The organism is Streptomyces sp. PTL18 (assembly GCF_059510295.1).
Genome location: NZ_JCAJZO010000025.1, coordinates 68,035 through 84,491 on the forward strand (window position 1 = coordinate 68,035; position 16,457 = coordinate 84,491).

Below are 16,457 nucleotides of genomic sequence, written 5' to 3' on the forward strand. Positions count from 1 at the left end.
TGTCGGAGCATGGGCGGGGGGACTGGGGCTGAGCTGGGTGCACGAGTGGCGAAAGCGCTGCAGAAGGACCCGAACTGGGTTCGGTGCGCCGAGTGCCAGGAGTCTTTGCACATCGAAGTGGCCGAAGACGCCGCCTCGGGCAACGCTCGCCGGCTTCCCGACCTCATCGTCCGACTCTGGTGCCCTTCTTGCTGCGCTGTTGCTATCCCGCCTGTGACCCGGTAGCCGACGACGCTCCAGCAGAGTTCCCGTCCTCCCCGAGGACCGGCGACGCCCCAGTAGCAACGGACCCGAGTGGATCACGGTCGCCAACCAGGCCGGCTGCCTGCTGTCGACACAGAGCCGAGAGATACCCCCGGGCTTCACGGACAGACTGCCGCAGATCGGCTACAGCCTGCTCGGGGTATCCCCCATCGACGTACAGCGTCAGCAGTGCCGCGGCCTGGGAGAGCGCCTCGGCAGCCTGGAAAGCACGGTCGGCTTCGCGGGGCGTTCGCCTCTGCACTTCGATAGCCCGCGCCAGCGTCCGGGACGGCATCGCAGGCAGTTCCGTCAGGTCATTGGCTCGTTCCCCGAATCGGGCAGCTGCTCGATATGCGGCGCCAAGCGCCGGAGCCCCTGCGTTCTGCGCGATGAATCCAATACGCCGTGCGGCGGTCAGGAAGGGGTCGCTCCGGTCAGAGTCACTGGCCTTCGAAGAGATCAGGTCCGTCGACAGCAGTCTGTCCAGGTAGGCACGGGACGGGCCTACCGCTTCATCCCACGTTGCCGCAGCGGCCGTCAGGAGAAGCCAGCCGCTGCGGCTATCCGCCGCCGAGGGCTCGAGTTCGAGCCGCGCGACAGCTGCGGCAACCGTCCGCGCCGCCGCTTGCACCGTCTCGCCTGGGAGCCCGAGGCTGTTGAGCTCATCAGCCACTCTTTCGGGCATCGGTGCGCCGAACACGAGTCCCCACGCCCATCCAGCCCGCATCCAGGCGATCGAGTCCTTCCCGTCCAGCGCCCCGAGCGCAGTCGACCGCGCCTGCTGATGAACCCAGAACGCCAACGCCGCCACCACCCGAGAGGCACCGGCATCGGTGACCTCCTGGTCAGGACCCAGGAGATCAGCCACCGGGACATCGGGCAGGTGCAGGACCCGGCGACCAGGAACGGCAATCTCGCCCGTCGCAATGTCGAAGCGCTCATCAGGGCGGTCCCGCTGGGCCCAAGCACACAGTGCGCCCGCCAGGTCGAGGTGAACCTCTCCTGGGCCGGAGGGATCTGCGGACGAGCCCACCTCGTACCAGCGGTCGGGCGCACCCCGCCCGTCAGCCGGCTGCCCCCTTGAAATCAACTGAACGAGCTGGTGCCACGCCTGCTCGGCCGCCTCGGTGTACTGAGCCAGGGTGGCCTGGCCGCTTAGGTATTCCTCCTCGACGTCGCGAAGGTAGGACACCCACGGGGCCTGCTCCGCCTGCCCCGCCCTCAACGCAAACGCTGCGGTCTCATCAGCCACGACCTGCCGCTCCACCTGGGTTCGCTGAGCTTCGGGACTTCCCGAAACCTGTTCCACCACTGCAGCGAAGAGTCGGGAGGTGTCCACGATATTGCTGTCCGCGAGTATCACGCCATCGCCGGAGGGCCGGATCGCGGCGACGATGGTGCGGCCACTATTGCGTAGTGCGGCGTGGAGATAGCACGCATCGCCGGCATGCGTGGACTCCAGCAGGACTGGCTGGGAGTCCCCGGAAGGCTGATCAAGGAAGGTGGTCGTCCTGCCGTCTGCAGACGCGCTTTCGCCGGGATGGGACAGGTCTCCTACACCATCGTCTGGCAGTGATGCGCCTTGTTGGAGGGCGGCCACCTCCCCCGCCTTGCCGTGGCCAAGGGCCCGAACCCGGGTGAGGACGGACGTACGCGGCGGGGCATCGGACAGCACCTCGGCCCATCGCCGGCCCATGTGATGCCAGTCGGTCTTGTTCCCGGAGCTCTGTCCTTCTTCCAGGAGCCAGACAGCGAGTGCGGCATCCAACTCGGCACGCTCCTGGGTGCTCAGCGCCGCGTAGGGAATGCGCCGCAGCAGCAGGCGAAAGGCAAGCGTCTGCCACTGACCGAGGGCGTCCGAGCACGACAACGTGACCCGATTTCCTGGCCGATCCCTGCGAAGCCACCAAAGAGCGGCGGCCAAGGCCTCACTGGTCACGCCGTCCTCCGGCTCGCCGCGATCCGAGGTGAGGCGATACAGCCTCGGAGTTGACCGCTGCCACTTCCCCCAGCCAAGGCTCGGACGAGCCAACTCAGACGGGTCTCCCGGGAGCAGACCGCGCAGGGCCCCCGACGCCTGCTGAAGGGCCCTCCATTCGCTGGCGAATTCAGCGAACTCTTCCTCGCCTGACTCCAGAGCCGCGCCCACCCGGGTCAGGACGAGCTCGAGATCAGCGGCTGCATGCTCCACGGACAGGTAGGCCGCAAGAGCCAGCTGTTCTGCCTCCCCGCGGTGTCGGAGCCACCGGTCTCTGCCCGGCCCCCGCCGCCCAGGATCGGGGGCAGTCAGTTCCGCCTCGTGCTCAGCAAGGTACGCCCACAACGCATATCTGGCCTGGCGCTGCCCCTCCGCACTCTCTCGCTCTGCCTGTCCTGCTGCGTGGCGCTCGCTGCCGACAGAGCACTCGGGGCCGCGCTGCGCAGACCAGATGTCGTGCAGGTCCCGCTTTCGCCGCGCGCTCGGGTGCTGGGCCTGCCACTTGGCCGCCCGGCGCTGGTCGGCCGCGCTCAACTGTCGACCGGCTCGCCACAGAGCTGCCCGTGCTTGTGCCGCTGCCACGACCTCTGCATCGTCACCGAACCGGTCTTGAGCCCAGGCATACATGTCCTCGCTCGCGGCCCCGACGAAGCCGGCGACTTCCGCCGCTTCCTGACTGCTGAGCACTGCTTGCAACAGGAAGAACTCTGCAGCCTGCCTCAGTTCAGGAACCGCGTCGCAGGCTGCGCGGAGACGCTGAAACCCGTGTACGTAGTACGAGAGGGGGCGCACTCCGTCCGTCGGACTCGTACTGGAATCCGAGCCGAAGGTGTCCATGTGCCGCAGGAGATCGATGAGCTCAGTCCCTGTGGTGCAGAATTTCTCCCAGGCCGCCTCATCGATGAGCCCTGCGAGAGTCCTTGTCTCAGCGGACGGCAGATCCGGGAAGTAGGCGGCCCACTTGGCCGCAGCCGTATCCGACGCCGCAGCTGCTGCTTCCAGGGCTGGCGTTGCTGTTGTACTCAAGATGCCTGCAAGCCATCGCCCAGCCTCCGCATGAGGATCCCGCGTACACGTTGCACCATGAGGGGTGCAGCCACTCGGCCAGTCCGCCAACGCTCGTGCCGCGACCTCGCGGGCCTCGAGAGGTACGGCTCCATCCTCGTCCAACTCCAGCACGAGCCCTCGAAGACCGGTGCGCTCACAGGTCAGCACCTGTTTGAGGGCATCTGCGGCATCCGGGGTCACCCACTGCGCCTTCACCTCATCAGAGGAGGAGAGCCCCAGCACCGCGTAGTCCGGCGACGGGGGGACGGGGGCGGCATCGGGCTGGCTCATCAGGTCGGCACTCCTCGGGACATCGCACGGCGCGCACCGATCACACGGCACGTCTCCACCCAGACTGAGAACCTCGCGCCGGGTTGTCTCCCCCTGTCTGGACAAAAGGTCCGTTGCTCCCGCCCCGCGCAACGTCATCGGGAGAAGCCGCCCGCCACGTGGGAAGCACTTCCTAAACCGATCACATGGACGGTGGGCGAGACCGGTGGCCATACCGGTGCTCCTCGGAGTCGCTGGGGTGCCCGCTCCACGGGACGTGGAGCAAGACCCAGCCCGCCTCACGGGAAGCGCAGACCCTCGATCCGGATAGCCCTTGTCCCTGTGCTTCCGACTCGCCCAGCGTGGCTCCTGGCAACTCCGCGATCACCAGGGGGCATGGTGTCCGACCACACTGCGAATCCGCCAACACCAGCACAGCGTCTCCAAGCCGCCGCCCTGCAGCGCATCGTGGCCGCCCCCATCCCCGATGTGGCCATGCAGGAACTGATCGACAAGGGTAAGGCGAGCGTTCTGGCTGACTTCACCGGCGCCCCCATCCGGTATGCGGATCGCTGGTGGCGGACAGACGACGGGCAGTGGTACGCCCTGGATGAGGCTGGCAGCGCACTCGTCGACTCCCAGGCCGACCGCTGGCGGGCTGCGCACGCCACCGTGGTGCCGCCGATCCACAGCGGACCCGACCCAGCCCCGCACGCCACCGTGGACCAAGCCGCCGGAGAGTCGCGATGAACGCGCCAGACGTCTCCCGGCACGAAGCACTGGTGATCAACGCGCTGCTGCAAGACCCCAGCTTCGTGCAATGGGGATTGACCAACCCGGCAGCCCCGGGAGAACCCTGGCTACAGCCAGCAGATTTCCGCGCCCCCCTGCTCGGAGACATGTACGAGGTCCTCCGCAATGCACAGCTGCAATCTCCCAACGGCTATTTCGCCAAGCCCCCGGCAATAGAGCTCTACCACGGACTCTGGAACCTGTACCAGGCGCGGGCAGCGCAAGGCGACCAAGCCGCCCAGAGGCTGGTCGCAGACCGGAACGCCTGGGAGGGACGAGGCGGGCTGTGGGAGTACATCAACCACCTCCAAGCTCCCCAGCACGGTCACCCCGCCACCGCCTTCGAGCATGCTGTCGAGGTCTGGAACGCGAGCCCCCGCCAGGAGCCGCTGACCCAGGCTCCGCCCTCCCCGGGACACGTCCAAGCCGACATCCAGGCATGGGGTGCCCTGTCCATCGTGGGCGCCGTACTCCATGACCCGCGCAACGCCGAGGCCTTCCGCTACCAGCCTCAGGACCCGACAGCCTCCCCGTACTGGCTTCAGGGCGAGGACTTCGACGACGAGTTCCTCAACGTGGCCTGGCAGGCCCTCGTCACCGGACCCAATGCCGTCATCCACTCCGAAGCCGCACACGATCCATACCTCGTTGGCGACGCAAGGGTCATCACCCTGACCCGCATGACGGTCGACAACATGCAGGCCATTCTCGCGCAGCGAGCACCCACTGACCCCGCCGCAGCCGAAGCCCTGAACGATCCCACCTTCCGGCAGCGTGCCGAGCTTCTCCTCATGCAGGACCAGAACGCCTCCTTGGCACACCTCCCTCCCGACCAGATCGGTCGGCATGCCCGGGAACTCGTACTTGACCCCCACATCCGTAACTACGTTGCCCAGCTAGGTGAGCAAACCAGCGCCGAGATCCGCTCGGCGGGCCCCGTAGCCCAAGGGCTCCTCGCCGCACTCGCCCGCTCCGTGACCGCAATTCAGCGGTTGCGAGAGCGCGTCAACAACGCTGCCGCACCGACCTCGGCGCAAACGACGCGCGTTCGGACCCGGCCGGAGACCGCTTACGCCACCCCTGCACGCGAGCGCGTGGTCATAGAAGCGGCACTCCAGAATCCGGACTTCATGCGAACCGAGCAGTACCAGGCCCTGCGTGGTGAGGACTTCACCGTGCCGGAGCACCGAGCTCTGTTCGAGGCCATGCAGCGTCACCCCACGCCCTGGCACCCACTCTTGCTGGTCCAGGAGGCGCATCTGACGAGCAGCAACGCGCAAGCCTTGAACGGCGACGTGATGGTCCAGATCGCCTCCGCCGCATACCCCGACGCAGCCCCAATTACTCAACCGGCGGACGGAGGTCCGCAGGATCCCCGGGTGATGGCGCAGCAGCTGGTCACGGTCACATTGCGGCGGTCGACCGAGCAGGCCAACACCGTGGTCACGAAGGCGGCCCACACCCCCCACATGTCGACTGACGCCATGCTTGGCATTGCAGCACAGCAGTACACACAAGCGGCTCAGTCGGCGCTCCGCTACAACCCGACTCCCGGCCACACGCCTCGCCAACCGCAGCAGCCCCAGACCGCACAGTCGCACGGCCAGTACGCACGCGTGTGAGCAATCCGCGCCGGCCCAAGCAGGAGATACACACCCAGATGGCTGATTTGCTCTCGTTTATCGTCCCAACATTCGTACTCGCAGGCGCGTCGGCAGTGAACTGGGCCGTTCGACCAGGGCGTTGGCAGGACATCGTCCCTACAGCAATACCGACTTCCCCGCACCACTGAGCCAGTTTCATCCTGAAGTTGCTGGTCATCGGGTGGTTCGAGTGTGGTGGCCGGAGTCTCGTGCGGTCGTGCGCGGTAGCCGAGCCTCGTGATCGTCTGGCAACGAGGCCAGATGGCTTGCGTGGTTCTGCTGGCGACGTGCACGACTGGTCGTGATACCGCTGGCCAGGTCCTCTGGGAAGGGGGCCATCTTGGCGGATGCTGAGCAGGTCGCCGGGTTGGCAGTTCAGTTCGCGGCAGATCGCGGTGAGGGTCGAGAAGCGGACCGCCTTCGCCTGCTCGTTCTTGCCTCCCGAGGGCGCAGGGCCAGCGGTCCGACCGAGCGTGTTGGACGACCTTGCGCGCAAAGGAAGCCCGGCTGAGGTGGGGGCGTTGGAGGCCGCTCGGGGGGGCCGAGCAGAACCCCACCGCCGCACCCCTGACACGCGCGCAGTGAGGCCGAAGCCGCACGTTCTGTCGGGAAGCGCGATTCAGGGGGCGGCGTACGAGAGCGTCAGGGCGCCGCGGGCTCCGGAGCGAGTGGGTCGGAAGCGAGGGTGATGGTCATCCACGGCACCGCCTCGTCGCGGAAGGAGTGGCCGACAGGATCGGTGCCACCGCGGTCATCGAGGCTGAATCCGGTGACCATGATCATGTTCGAGTCGTCGGCGATCGACACGAGGTGTGTTCCGCAGCGCGGACAGAAGCCTCGGCGCAGGGTCGGCCAGGTTGCGTACCAGATTGGCTCGCCGCCGGACCCGATCCATGTCAGCCCGTCCTTGCGGAAGCCGACCCATAGGACCCCCGGGCCGCCGGAGATCCGTGTCTCGTGTCGGCAGGAACACAAGTGCGGATCGTCTGGGGCCCCTAGCACTTGGTACACGATGTGCTCGCACTGGCAGCGTCCGGTCCTGAGCGCGACGGCTGTACCTGGGACATCGACGGCCGGGTTCGTGTTCCCCAGCGGGCTGCTGGGGGAGGAGGAAGGAGCGGTCTGGCCGGAGAGGTGGGGTGAACTGGGCATGGGGTTTCCTTGTCCGAGATCTGCGGTGCTGCAGCCCACGTCGAGCGCCCCGCCGCCGTCGGGGACGGGGGCGTGCTCGGCGAGGAGTTCCCGCTCGCGCTCACCGAGCTGCCGGAAGCTCTTGCCGTCGCTGTAGTGCTTCTCCCACTCGTCGCGGACGGTGTATGTCAACGTGCTGCTCCTCGTACGTACGTGTGGTGGTAGTCAGGGGCGTTGTGCAGCGCGGAGCAGGGCCAGGGTGCGCTGGCCGCGCTCCACGAGTTCGGGATCGCCGTGGGCTGTGCCGTAGGAGATGCCGGAGACGGAATCCAAGACAGACAGGGCCGCGAGCTGGGCCTCCTCCTCCGGGGTGAAGGGACGGCCGTAGCCGTCCATCACGGCCTGCAGAAGGTCGGGGCGGCCGTGCCAGGCATCAGACAGCCGCACGAAGTCCCTGATCGCCGGGCCTTCCTCCGACCGCTCGAAATCGATCACATAGAGGGCATCGGCGGCTTCGTCCCATCTCAGGTTGCGCAGCTGGAGATCTCCATGTGTTGGGACCGCATCCAAAGCGGGCAGGCAAGCGGCCTTCTCGGCAGTGGCGCGGATGAAGTCCTCATCCCCAGGCCCGAGGTGGGGCCGGGCGCCGTCCAGGTGCCGCTCCAGCTTCCCCAGCGGAAGGGTGCCGGCGGCCCGGCGCGGTGGGGCGCTGGTGTGGATGGCGGCTGCAAGTTGCCCGATGCTGTAGAAGATGTGCCGTTGCTGCTCGGGCGGGTGGAGAGCGCCGTGCAGGGACCGGCCTCCTACCTCGGTGAGGACTACGGCCCGCAGTTGCGAATTGGCGGCCACCAGCCGGGGCGCGGCCGCGCCGAGGGAGGGCACCCAGCCGCGGAGCGCGCCGACTTCGCGCTGATGGAAGCGGTCGTTCTGGTGGATCTTCACGTACCAAGTGCCGCCCTTGGCGCCGCCTGCCCGCCACACGCGGCTCTCCTCACGCGCCCAAGAGACGTCCGTCCAGGCGGTGATCCGGCCCACCGCCTGCTCTACGAAGGCGCGCACCCGTTCAGGGACGTCGCCTCGGCCGCCGGAGTCTGGGACCAGGACCGTACGGTCGGTGCCCGGGGCGTACGCGATCTGGTCGCCGGGCTCCTGGAAGTGCACGGCCATCCGCGCGCCGGCCCGATAGGCGTCCAGTCCGGCCCGGCAGTACGCGACCATCGGCTCCGGCAGGTTGTCGAACGGGAACCACTCCATGGCGTCGCAGACCCGATGTTCCATGACCTGCGGGATGCCCTCCCAGCGCTTCACCTCGAAGAACACCCCAAGCCGGGCGCCGCCGGCGGGGGAGCGGTGGTGCACGGTGACGGCCGCGTGGACGTCGGTCGGGTCGACGACGATGCCAGCCTCTTCCCGGGACTCGCGCACCAGGGCCGTGACCACGTCTTCCCACGGGCCGTCCAGGTGCCCGCTGACCAGATGCCAGCATCCCGCCGCGTACACGTCGCCGGCCCGCCGGGACAGCAGCACCTCGGGTTGCCCGGCCGCGCCGTCGCGAACGGCGATCAGGTGGACGTCGAGCGGCTCGGTGTGCCGCTGGTTGTCACCGTTCACGCGGCACCTCCGGGGCGGCGGCCGAGCAGCACGGTGAACTCTGCGTCCTCCTTCAGGACGCCGCGGTACGCATGGCGCCGGAGGAGGCCGAGCGCCTCGGCCTCCAACTCCTGGTGCTGGTCGGCGAAGAGGGCGGGGTGGGCGAAGCTCGTGGTGCGCAGGTAGCCGACGACGTCCTCAGGGAGCCAGGCACGGGCGACGAGGAAGCGGCACTCAGTCACGTCGCTGAACGCCGAGTCGGAGAGATCGTCCTCGTAGGAGCGGCCTAGGCCGGCGTACGTGCCGTGAGGGCCCGTGCGACGCTCCTCTCCGTGGTAGGTCTGGATCTGCCCCCGAAGGACCCCGGTCGAGTCCGCTTCGTAAGTCCACAGGCTGCGGTCTCCTGTGATCGTGGTGCTCACCCTGCTCACCAGCCCAGTTGGGAGTAGGGGCGGCCTTCGGAGATCGCGGCGATGGCCGTTCGGGTGTAGGGGACGATCTGGTCAGGCAGCTCATGCCGTGGCCACCACTGCCAGGTCAGGCACTTGTCGGGCTCAAGGACCTTCGGTGCCCCCTCCCACCGGCGGGCCTTGAAGACCAGCTGCATCAACGGCAGCGCGCCTGGGGTGTCGACAACGTGGACGACGTGCGCGAGCTCCACATCCACGGGGTCGATGATAAGACCGGCCTCCTCCCTCGCCTCGCGGACGAGGCAGGCGAGGGCGGACTCCTGTTCGCACCGACCAGCGAGGTAGTGCCAGGTATTGCCCGCGTACTTCGAGTCGGGGTGACGCAGCCCGAGAAGCACCCGGCCCTCGGCGTCTTCGAGGTGGAGGTGGACTCCGATGCCGTTCAGCACCGTCCGGCTGCCCCCGTCCCACACGGCGGGAGCCGCGGCCTGCTTGTGGTCATGAGGGTTCTCGGCCGCGTGCCGACGAATCAGGTCCCGGGTGGCGGGGCTGAGGCGCAGCCGGTCCAGGTCATCGGGGGCGAACCAGCGCAGCAGCACGCCCTCGTGCAACGCGAGGCGGTCAGCGTTGCCGCGCCACCGGGCGGCGAAGACCTGGACGGGGACGCTAAGGCCGTCGATGCTGGTGGCGGCCTCCACCGCGTAGGGCTTCAAGTCCTCGATGCGGAGGTCGGGCACTTCCTCGGACAGCTCCCGCAGCAGGGTGCCCTCCAGGCTCTGGTCGTCGGGCGAGCGGCCGCCGCCGAGAAGGGCGAACGCTCCCGACTGCCAGATGACGCCGGGCTTGTGGTCGCGCAGATGGAGCAGGTAACGGCCGTGCCCGTCGTGGATGAGCGCGGAAGCGTTCACCGGCTCGGGGCGGCCGTCCAGCCGTGCCGCGAGGAGCTTCGCGCGCAGTGTTGGGGAGGTGACCTCCGGCTGGGGGAGCCACCGTGCGCCGGACACCCCCTCGTCCTGCAGCGCGATCGCGGGCGGCTCCTCGCCGGCGAGGTAGAAGACGTAGCGGAAGTCGTAGTGGTGGTGGGCCGGTTCCCCTTTCGCCGGGTTGGCGTCGATGTCGTGAACGTCGATGTCGATCGGAGACCCGAACAGCTGCGGGGTCAGGCACAGGGCGCCCGGCGCGATCCCGGCTTCCTCCGCCACCTCGCGCAGCGCCGCGGCGAGCAGCGTGCGATCCCGGGGGTCGACGTGGCCGCCCGGGGCCTGCATGACGCTGCCGGTGGCCCGGCGCCGGACGTGCAAGACTCGGCCCTGGCGGTCGATCACGACGGCACTGCAGGTGATGTGCCCGGGCAGCGTCGTGCGTGCGGTCACGTCGACGGGTCGGTCCAAAGCGGTGAGTAGCCCGACCAGGGCGTCACTCTCATCGGGATAGCGACCGAGGTACGTCTCCACGGTCTTGCGGATCGTGGAAGAGTTGGCCACGGCCTTCGGCAGGTTCCCAGCTCCGCCGCCATCTCGTTCGATGGGCGTCAATGCGTTCCCCCTCGTGGGCGTAATGGTGGTGTCGCCGTGTTTAACGACGCCGCACCGATTTCGAACACCTGCGCTTTCGGACGGGTTGCGCACCCGGGGGTTGAGCGGATTTTCGAAGGTGTGTGCTGCACCGATCCTTGCCGTGCAAGAGCACACGCCCGGTGGCGGGTTGGCCGAAACGCCGATGCTCAGGACGATGAGTTTTCCAGGTGGGCGTCTCTCACCCGCGGCTCAGTCGCCTTGGGCTAGCAGCGGTGCGCCGCGCGGTCAGCAAGACCGCCGCGAGGGTGCCGGCTTCAGTGATCCGACCGCCGCTGCACATCGCCGCCGCATCCTCCAACGCGACCCAGCGCAGCTCCATGTCAGCCTCACTCGCGTCTCGATGGTGCTCTCCGATGCTCAAGTCCCGCGCAAGGAAGAGGTGCTCGCGCGTGCGCGCACCAGCGGGCATCCGCCACATGACCGTCAGCAGTTCGACCTCGGCGGCATGGATGCCCGCCTCCTCGGCCAGTTCTCGGCGTGCAGCGGCCCGCGGATCCTCGCCGGGCTCGCATCCGCCACCAGGACACATCAGAAGCCGCTCACCGCACACGTAGACGTTCTCTTCCACCAGAGCGATCCGGCCTCGGTCGTCGAGAGCTACGACGCGCACACCGTCGACCGACTCGGTGTACTCGTAGGTCCCCAGACTCTGGTCTGTGCGCCGGACCGAATCTCGGCGCACCACCACCCGGCACCCCTCGTACTGAACGGTCGACGAGACCGTAGTCCAGCCGATGATCATGTGTACTCCTCCAGGTGATGGGCCTGTGCCAGCAGAGACACGATGCGTAAATTGGTGCGGCTCCAGCCCCACAGGTTCTGACGTAGTGACGCGTGACGCGTTACTATCCTTGGGTGGCATTAGCGCAGACGAAGGCGCTGGCAGTGGCCGTGAATGTCGTGAACGATCTTGCGGGCCTGTGGGTATGCTGCGCTGTGCCGGTCAAGGACGAAGGAAAGATCGCGTAGCAACATCACGCTTCGGGTGGATGTAACGGCCGGCAGCCGGGTGAGGGCCGTCTCGGCTGCATCGACGGCGGCGTCGAGGTTGCCGAGCTTGGCCTGGGCCAGGCTGTAGAGGGCTCCGTGTTGCAAGGCGGAGCGTTGATGGTCGCCACCCAGCGGTGTCTGCGCCCGGGCCCGTAAGAGCTCGGAGGCTCGAGGCAACACGATCAGCGGGTCAGCGGTGCGTTTGACGGCCAGTATGACCAGACCACGTCCAGCGATGGCGTCGAGTTCGGTCCGATCGGCGTAGCCGGCCCATGAAGGGACTTCAACTTGAAGGGCCGCTTGTTCGAAGAAGCGGTTGCTGTCGTCAATCGATGCCTCGAAGGCGTCCAGTTCGCGGGCGTTTGCGTGGGCGATTCCCTTGCGGGCGGCCACGAGGGCTCTCACGCTCGGCGCGGCGTGCGCGGCCGCCTCGGTGGCGGTCGCGGCGAGTTGGACGGCGTCGGCGGCCTGTCCGTAGTCAGCCGCTTGCCCTGACATGCGAGCGAGAATGCTTGCGACGAGGGCGTGATCGCCTGAGGCATGGCTGGCTCGCAAGGCCATGAGGTAGAGGCGCTGGGAAATGCCAGCAGCGAGTTCGTCATGATGCATGGAGGCCAGGGTCTGGCAGACCTGGGCAAGAGATCTGGCCAGGTGGGCGCCGGCTTCGGGGGAGTAGTCGCCTTCTTGGAGCAGCTTCACGATGATCGGGACGGACATGCTGATGGTCTGCCTGGCCGAGCTTCCTTCTCTGTCGTCAGCAGCCTGTGCGGAGGCGACCAGGCTGTCCACGATCCGCAGTGCGGATGGCGGGACAGCGGTAGTCGGCTTGCGTGGGGCGATGAGACGGGGGCTCGGGGCGGCGAGAGATTGCCAGGCCAGCGTTGTCAGGACGGTTCCCGTGGCGGCCAGCACTACACGGCGGGCGGGCACCGTGTCCAGTTCCTTCAGCAGCTTGTGCAGGCCGGTGATGTCCCAGGGCTGATCGAGGCCTTCGTGTGCGCGGATCACTTCGGTGACGGTAGTCGGGCCGCGGTGGATCCAGACGTCATCGAATGTGAGATCCCTACCCAACGCAGTCGATAACGCTCGGACGACGAGAGCCGGCACGGGGCCGCTCGGGACGTGCCCACGCAGCCACTTGTACGGGGTAGTGCGGTGGATCACGCGGCGGCTGCCGGCCTGGTGGAGTAGCCGGTTCACGCGGTCGGCGAGAACGCCGACGTGGTCCCATCCGGTCTCGGCTATCAGCTGTCCGAGCCGGTGATTGGGTGAGAGCTCTTTCGATCGAGCCATGGGGCAGCCCTTCAACACGATGGTGCATCAGAGGGTGACGAAGAATGTACACCGCGTAGCGAATTGTTCCGGGTCGCTTCCAGGAAGTGGCTCGATCGTCCCGGCCCGAGGCACCGCCGGGGAGGGGCCTCAGCGGGTTGCACAGGTTGCACAGCATCCAGCTCTAGCGGCTACGCAGACACGCCCATCACCCTCAAAGGGCTTACGCAGCAGTCGGGTTGACGGTCACTCAGGTCCCACTTGCACCGGTGGCCTCCTGCTGCTCTCCGCCTGTCCAAGAGGAGCCTCATGACCGTCATCGTCGGCTTGAACATGAGCCACGACAGCGCTGCGGCGCTCATCGTGGACGGCCAAGTTCGCGGGGCCTTAGCCCTGGAGCGCATCACCGGTGTGAAGCGCGGCGTCGTCGCCCACCACGCCTACCCCGCCGCTATGGCCCGCCTCATCGACGCTGTCCTCGCTGACCAGGAACTCGGCCGACGGGACGTCGATCACTGGATCGCGACCTCCACCGAGACCCGCAGCCAGGACGAGGAAAACCGGCTGCTGGAAAGCCTCGGTCTGCTCACCGACCCGGCATCTGCGCTCGCCCTCCCCCACCCCGGGCACCACCTCGCCCATGCCAGCGCCGCGTTCTACTGCAGCACCGCAGACCGTCCGGCCGCCGCGCTCGTCATCGACGCCTACGGTTCACGTATCGGCCAGGAAGCCCGCGAGCAGGAGAGCGCGTTCCTCTTCCAGCCGACCGGGGATCCCCAGCTGCTGTGGCGAACGGTGCGCCCCTCCAGCAGGATCGCCGGACGCCGCCGGGACAGCGACCTGTGGATCCCGACCGATCTGTCCGGCATCGGAGAGGTATACCGGGCTGTCACGCTCGCTCTCGGCTTCGCCGAACCTGGGTCCACCTACGACGACGCTGGCAAGACGATGGGACTGGCCAGCTACGGCAAACCCTTGTCGAAAGAGCCGCTCTTCATCCGCACCGACGGAGACCGAATCCGATTTGACGGCGCCGCCAACCACCTCGCCGACCTCGGCTTCGCCACCCGCACCACCGACGGCTACCTGCTGCGCCCCTCACACAACGAGGGCGGGTTCGACCACCAGCACTTCGACCTGGCAGCTCAGCTCCAGCAGGAGTTCGAGGCCGCCTGCCTGGCGCTGGCCGCCCGGACGATGCAGGAAGCTGGCACCCGCCGCCTCGTGCTGGCCGGCGGCTGCTTCCTCAACAGTGCCCTGAACACCCGCATCGCCGCGGAACTGCAGCCTGAGGATCTGTTCGTCTTCCCCGCTGCGACTGACGATGGCAACGCCGTCGGCGCTGCCCTGTACGCCGACCGTGTCCTGCTCGGCCGCGCCGCCCCCGCACTCGCCTCACGTATGACCCACGTCTACCTCGGACCGTCTCAGGTCACCGGCCAGCAGGACACCATTCAGGCCCTCGCGCAGAAGACCGGGTTGGATCCGTTGACACACGCCGACGAGCGCAGCGCTGCGGAAGCAGCGGCCGCCGCTGTCGCGCGCGGAGAGATTGTCGGCTGGTTCCAGGACCGCGCCGAACTTGGCCCGCGCGCCCTGGGAGCCCGCTCGATCCTGTGCCACCCAGGGATCGCCGGGATGAAAGATCGTCTGAACGCCCGCGTCAAGTTCCGCGAGGGCTTCCGGCCGTTCGCTGCCTCGGTCCTCCAGGAGCAGACGACGCAGTGGTTCGACCTGCCCTGCCACGACAGCCCGTTCATGCTCCTCGTCTGCCCCGTTCGACCTGACAAGGCGCCCCAGGTGCGGGAGATCACCCACGTCGACGGCACCTGCCGCCTGCAGACCGTGGCCGCTGACTTGCCCGGCGGTTTCCGGGCGCTCATCACGGAGTTCGAGCGGCTCACCGGTATCCCGATGGTGCTGAACACCAGCTTCAACGTCAGGGGGAAGCCCATCATCGAGGACCCTGCGGAGGCGATCGACTGCCTGTTCGGCAGCCAGCTCGACCGGCTGTTCATCGGCACGACCGAGATCCCCGCCCCCGATCGCCTCGATCTGCGACCAGTCCGTACACCGGGAACCAGCACCACCGGTCTCGACCCGGACGAGGCGCTCCTACTCGACCTGGCCACGGGCGAGCACCCGCTTCGGGAGGCCGCCGAGCACCTCGGCTGGCATTCGGACCGGGCGGTCGCGATGGCGCTCGACCTGCGCCGACGGGCGCTGCTGGACTGGGACGCCATCCCCGCCTACACGGCCCCGGAGCTGCCGATGGCGCAGTACGACCCCCACCACGGGGGCTGACGTGCCCGGTATCGACCTCGCCGACCCGGACATGTTCGCCACCACCGGAGGTCTGGAGGAACTGCGGGAATTGCAGCGCAGATGCCCGGTCTACTGGAACTCCGGGGCTGGTACCGGGTTCTGGGCGCTGACACGGTATGTCGACGTCGTCGAGCTGTACCGGAGTCGGCGCCAGCTCTCCAGTCAGTACGGCATCCACGTCGGACAGCTACAGGAGGCTGACCAGCCGGCCCGCGGCCGGATGCTCGTGCAGTCCGACCGCCGCACACACAGCCGGATGAAGGCCGCGCTCAGCCGGACCATGACACCCCAGGCCCTCTCCTTCGTCGAGGAGCCGCTGGCCGAGACGGCGCGCAGGGTGGTCGACGAGGTACTCCAGGTCGGGAAGGTCGATTTCGCTACGGCTGTGGCCACACGGATGACCCTGACCCTGACCGGTCTGATCCTCGGGATCCCCGCCGCCGACCGCGAGCAGGTCTCCCAGTGGACCGCCACGGCCTTCGGCTCCAGCTCCGGCCCGCTTCCCGCGCCCGAACCCAGCCAGCAGGACGTGGCCGAAGCCAACACTGAGCTGTTCCTCTACTTCAAGCAGCTCCTGCACGGTCCCGGCGCGGGCGAGGGAGTACTTGCCCGGCTTCGCGCCGACAAGCAGGAGGATCTCGGCCTGGACCAGATCCTCTACAACGCGCATCTGCTGCTCGCAGGCGGCCACGAGACGACACGGCAGGCCTTGGTGGGCGCGGCCAGTACCTTCATCGCGGCGCCCGAGCAGTGGCAGCGACTGCGCACCGACCGGCAACTGATACCGGGCGCGGTGGAGGAGATCCTGCGCCTCAGCGCGCCCAGCCTGAACGTGATGCGGACAGCAACCGAGGACCTCACCATCGGCGGCACCACGATCCGAGCCGGGGAGCGCATCACGGCCTGGCACCCGATCGCCAACCGCGACCCCAGCGTCTTTCCCGCCCCTGACCAGGCCGACATCGGACGCCAGCCCAACCACCACCTGTCGTTCGGGATGGGATCACACCACTGCCTCGGGGCCTGGCTTGCCCGGCTGACCCTCACCTGCCTGCTTGACGCGATGGCGCAGCGCGTGACCCAGCTCGCCCCGGCCGGACCCGGGCGACGGTCCCGTTCTCTGCGCACCTGGGGCTACGACCACCTGCCCGTCACCCTGCTCAGCTGACCGGCCTTCACACCCTGCCGA

General features: G+C 68.0%; 11 protein-coding genes and 1 pseudogene. 4 read left to right on the plus strand and 8 right to left on the minus strand.

The annotated features are described in order from the left end of the window. Positions 1-202 precede the first annotated feature (202 nt). Positions 203-3,559, minus strand: a complete 3,357-nt coding sequence (locus AC5WS8_RS32240) for a hypothetical protein (RefSeq protein WP_496107054.1) — start codon at positions 3,557-3,559, stop codon at positions 203-205. 375 nt (positions 3,560-3,934) lie between these two features. Here AC5WS8_RS32240 and AC5WS8_RS32245 point away from each other — a divergent pair, with 375 nt between their 5' ends. Together AC5WS8_RS32245 and AC5WS8_RS32250 are read left to right on the plus strand one after the other, a co-directional pair. Further along, positions 3,935-4,288, plus strand: a complete 354-nt coding sequence (locus AC5WS8_RS32245) for a hypothetical protein (protein WP_496107055.1) — start codon at positions 3,935-3,937, stop codon at positions 4,286-4,288. After that, positions 4,285-5,952: a DnaB-like helicase N-terminal domain-containing protein gene (locus AC5WS8_RS32250; RefSeq protein WP_496107056.1), complete on the plus strand. Its 1,668-nt coding sequence runs from the start codon at positions 4,285-4,287 to the stop codon at positions 5,950-5,952. The genes AC5WS8_RS32245 and AC5WS8_RS32250 overlap by 4 nt, the downstream gene beginning before the upstream one ends. Before the next feature lie 358 nt (positions 5,953-6,310). Here the strand turns inward: AC5WS8_RS32250 and AC5WS8_RS32255 are convergent. The 7 genes and pseudogenes from AC5WS8_RS32255 to AC5WS8_RS32285 all read right to left on the minus strand — a co-directional run. After that, positions 6,311-6,469: pseudogene (locus tag AC5WS8_RS32255) on the minus strand (helix-turn-helix domain-containing protein); the annotation flags it as partial. Between the two features lie 146 nt (positions 6,470-6,615). Beyond that, complete coding sequence (locus AC5WS8_RS32260; protein ID WP_496107057.1) at positions 6,616-7,296, minus strand: GFA family protein; 681 nt, start codon at positions 7,294-7,296, stop codon at positions 6,616-6,618. 33 nt (positions 7,297-7,329) lie between these two features. Further along, on the minus strand, positions 7,330-8,715 hold the full coding sequence (locus tag AC5WS8_RS32265) for a phosphotransferase (RefSeq protein WP_496107058.1): 1,386 nt from the start codon (positions 8,713-8,715) through the stop codon (positions 7,330-7,332). Further along, entirely contained in the window at positions 8,712-9,116 is a 405-nt protein-coding gene (locus tag AC5WS8_RS32270; protein ID WP_496107059.1) for a hypothetical protein, read from the minus strand. The genes AC5WS8_RS32265 and AC5WS8_RS32270 overlap by 4 nt, the downstream gene beginning before the upstream one ends. Positions 9,117-9,121: 5 nt before the next feature. After that, complete coding sequence (locus tag AC5WS8_RS32275) at positions 9,122-10,588, minus strand: NUDIX domain-containing protein (RefSeq protein WP_496107060.1); 1,467 nt, start codon at positions 10,586-10,588, stop codon at positions 9,122-9,124. Between the two features lie 271 nt (positions 10,589-10,859). Then, positions 10,860-11,423, minus strand: a complete 564-nt coding sequence (locus tag AC5WS8_RS32280; RefSeq protein WP_496107061.1) for an NUDIX domain-containing protein — start codon at positions 11,421-11,423, stop codon at positions 10,860-10,862. Between the two features lie 119 nt (positions 11,424-11,542). Then, positions 11,543-12,964 (minus strand): NsdA family TPR-like regulatory protein, encoded by a 1,422-nt coding sequence (locus AC5WS8_RS32285; RefSeq protein WP_496107062.1) that lies wholly within the window; start codon positions 12,962-12,964, stop codon positions 11,543-11,545. Positions 12,965-13,252: 288 nt separating this feature from the next. Between AC5WS8_RS32285 and AC5WS8_RS32290 the strand changes: the two genes are divergently transcribed. Next, positions 13,253-15,247: a carbamoyltransferase C-terminal domain-containing protein gene (locus tag AC5WS8_RS32290; RefSeq protein ID WP_496107063.1), complete on the plus strand. Its 1,995-nt coding sequence runs from the start codon at positions 13,253-13,255 to the stop codon at positions 15,245-15,247. Between the two features lies 1 nt (position 15,248). After that, on the plus strand, positions 15,249-16,436 hold the full coding sequence (locus AC5WS8_RS32295) for a cytochrome P450 (protein ID WP_496107064.1): 1,188 nt from the start codon (positions 15,249-15,251) through the stop codon (positions 16,434-16,436). Positions 16,437-16,457 lie beyond the last annotated feature (21 nt).

Coding starts and splice junctions, on each gene's coding strand:
- AC5WS8_RS32240 (WP_496107054.1), bottom strand. CDS start 3,559: ATGAGCCAGCCCGATGCCGCCCCCGTCCCCCCGTCGCCGGACTACGCG.
- AC5WS8_RS32245 (WP_496107055.1), top strand. CDS start 3,935: ATGGTGTCCGACCACACTGCGAATCCGCCAACACCAGCACAGCGTCTC.
- AC5WS8_RS32250 (WP_496107056.1), top strand. CDS start 4,285: ATGAACGCGCCAGACGTCTCCCGGCACGAAGCACTGGTGATCAACGCG.
- AC5WS8_RS32280 (WP_496107061.1), bottom strand. CDS start 11,423: ATGATCATCGGCTGGACTACGGTCTCGTCGACCGTTCAGTACGAGGGG.
- AC5WS8_RS32285 (WP_496107062.1), bottom strand. CDS start 12,964: ATGGCTCGATCGAAAGAGCTCTCACCCAATCACCGGCTCGGACAGCTG.
- AC5WS8_RS32290 (WP_496107063.1), top strand. CDS start 13,253: ATGACCGTCATCGTCGGCTTGAACATGAGCCACGACAGCGCTGCGGCG.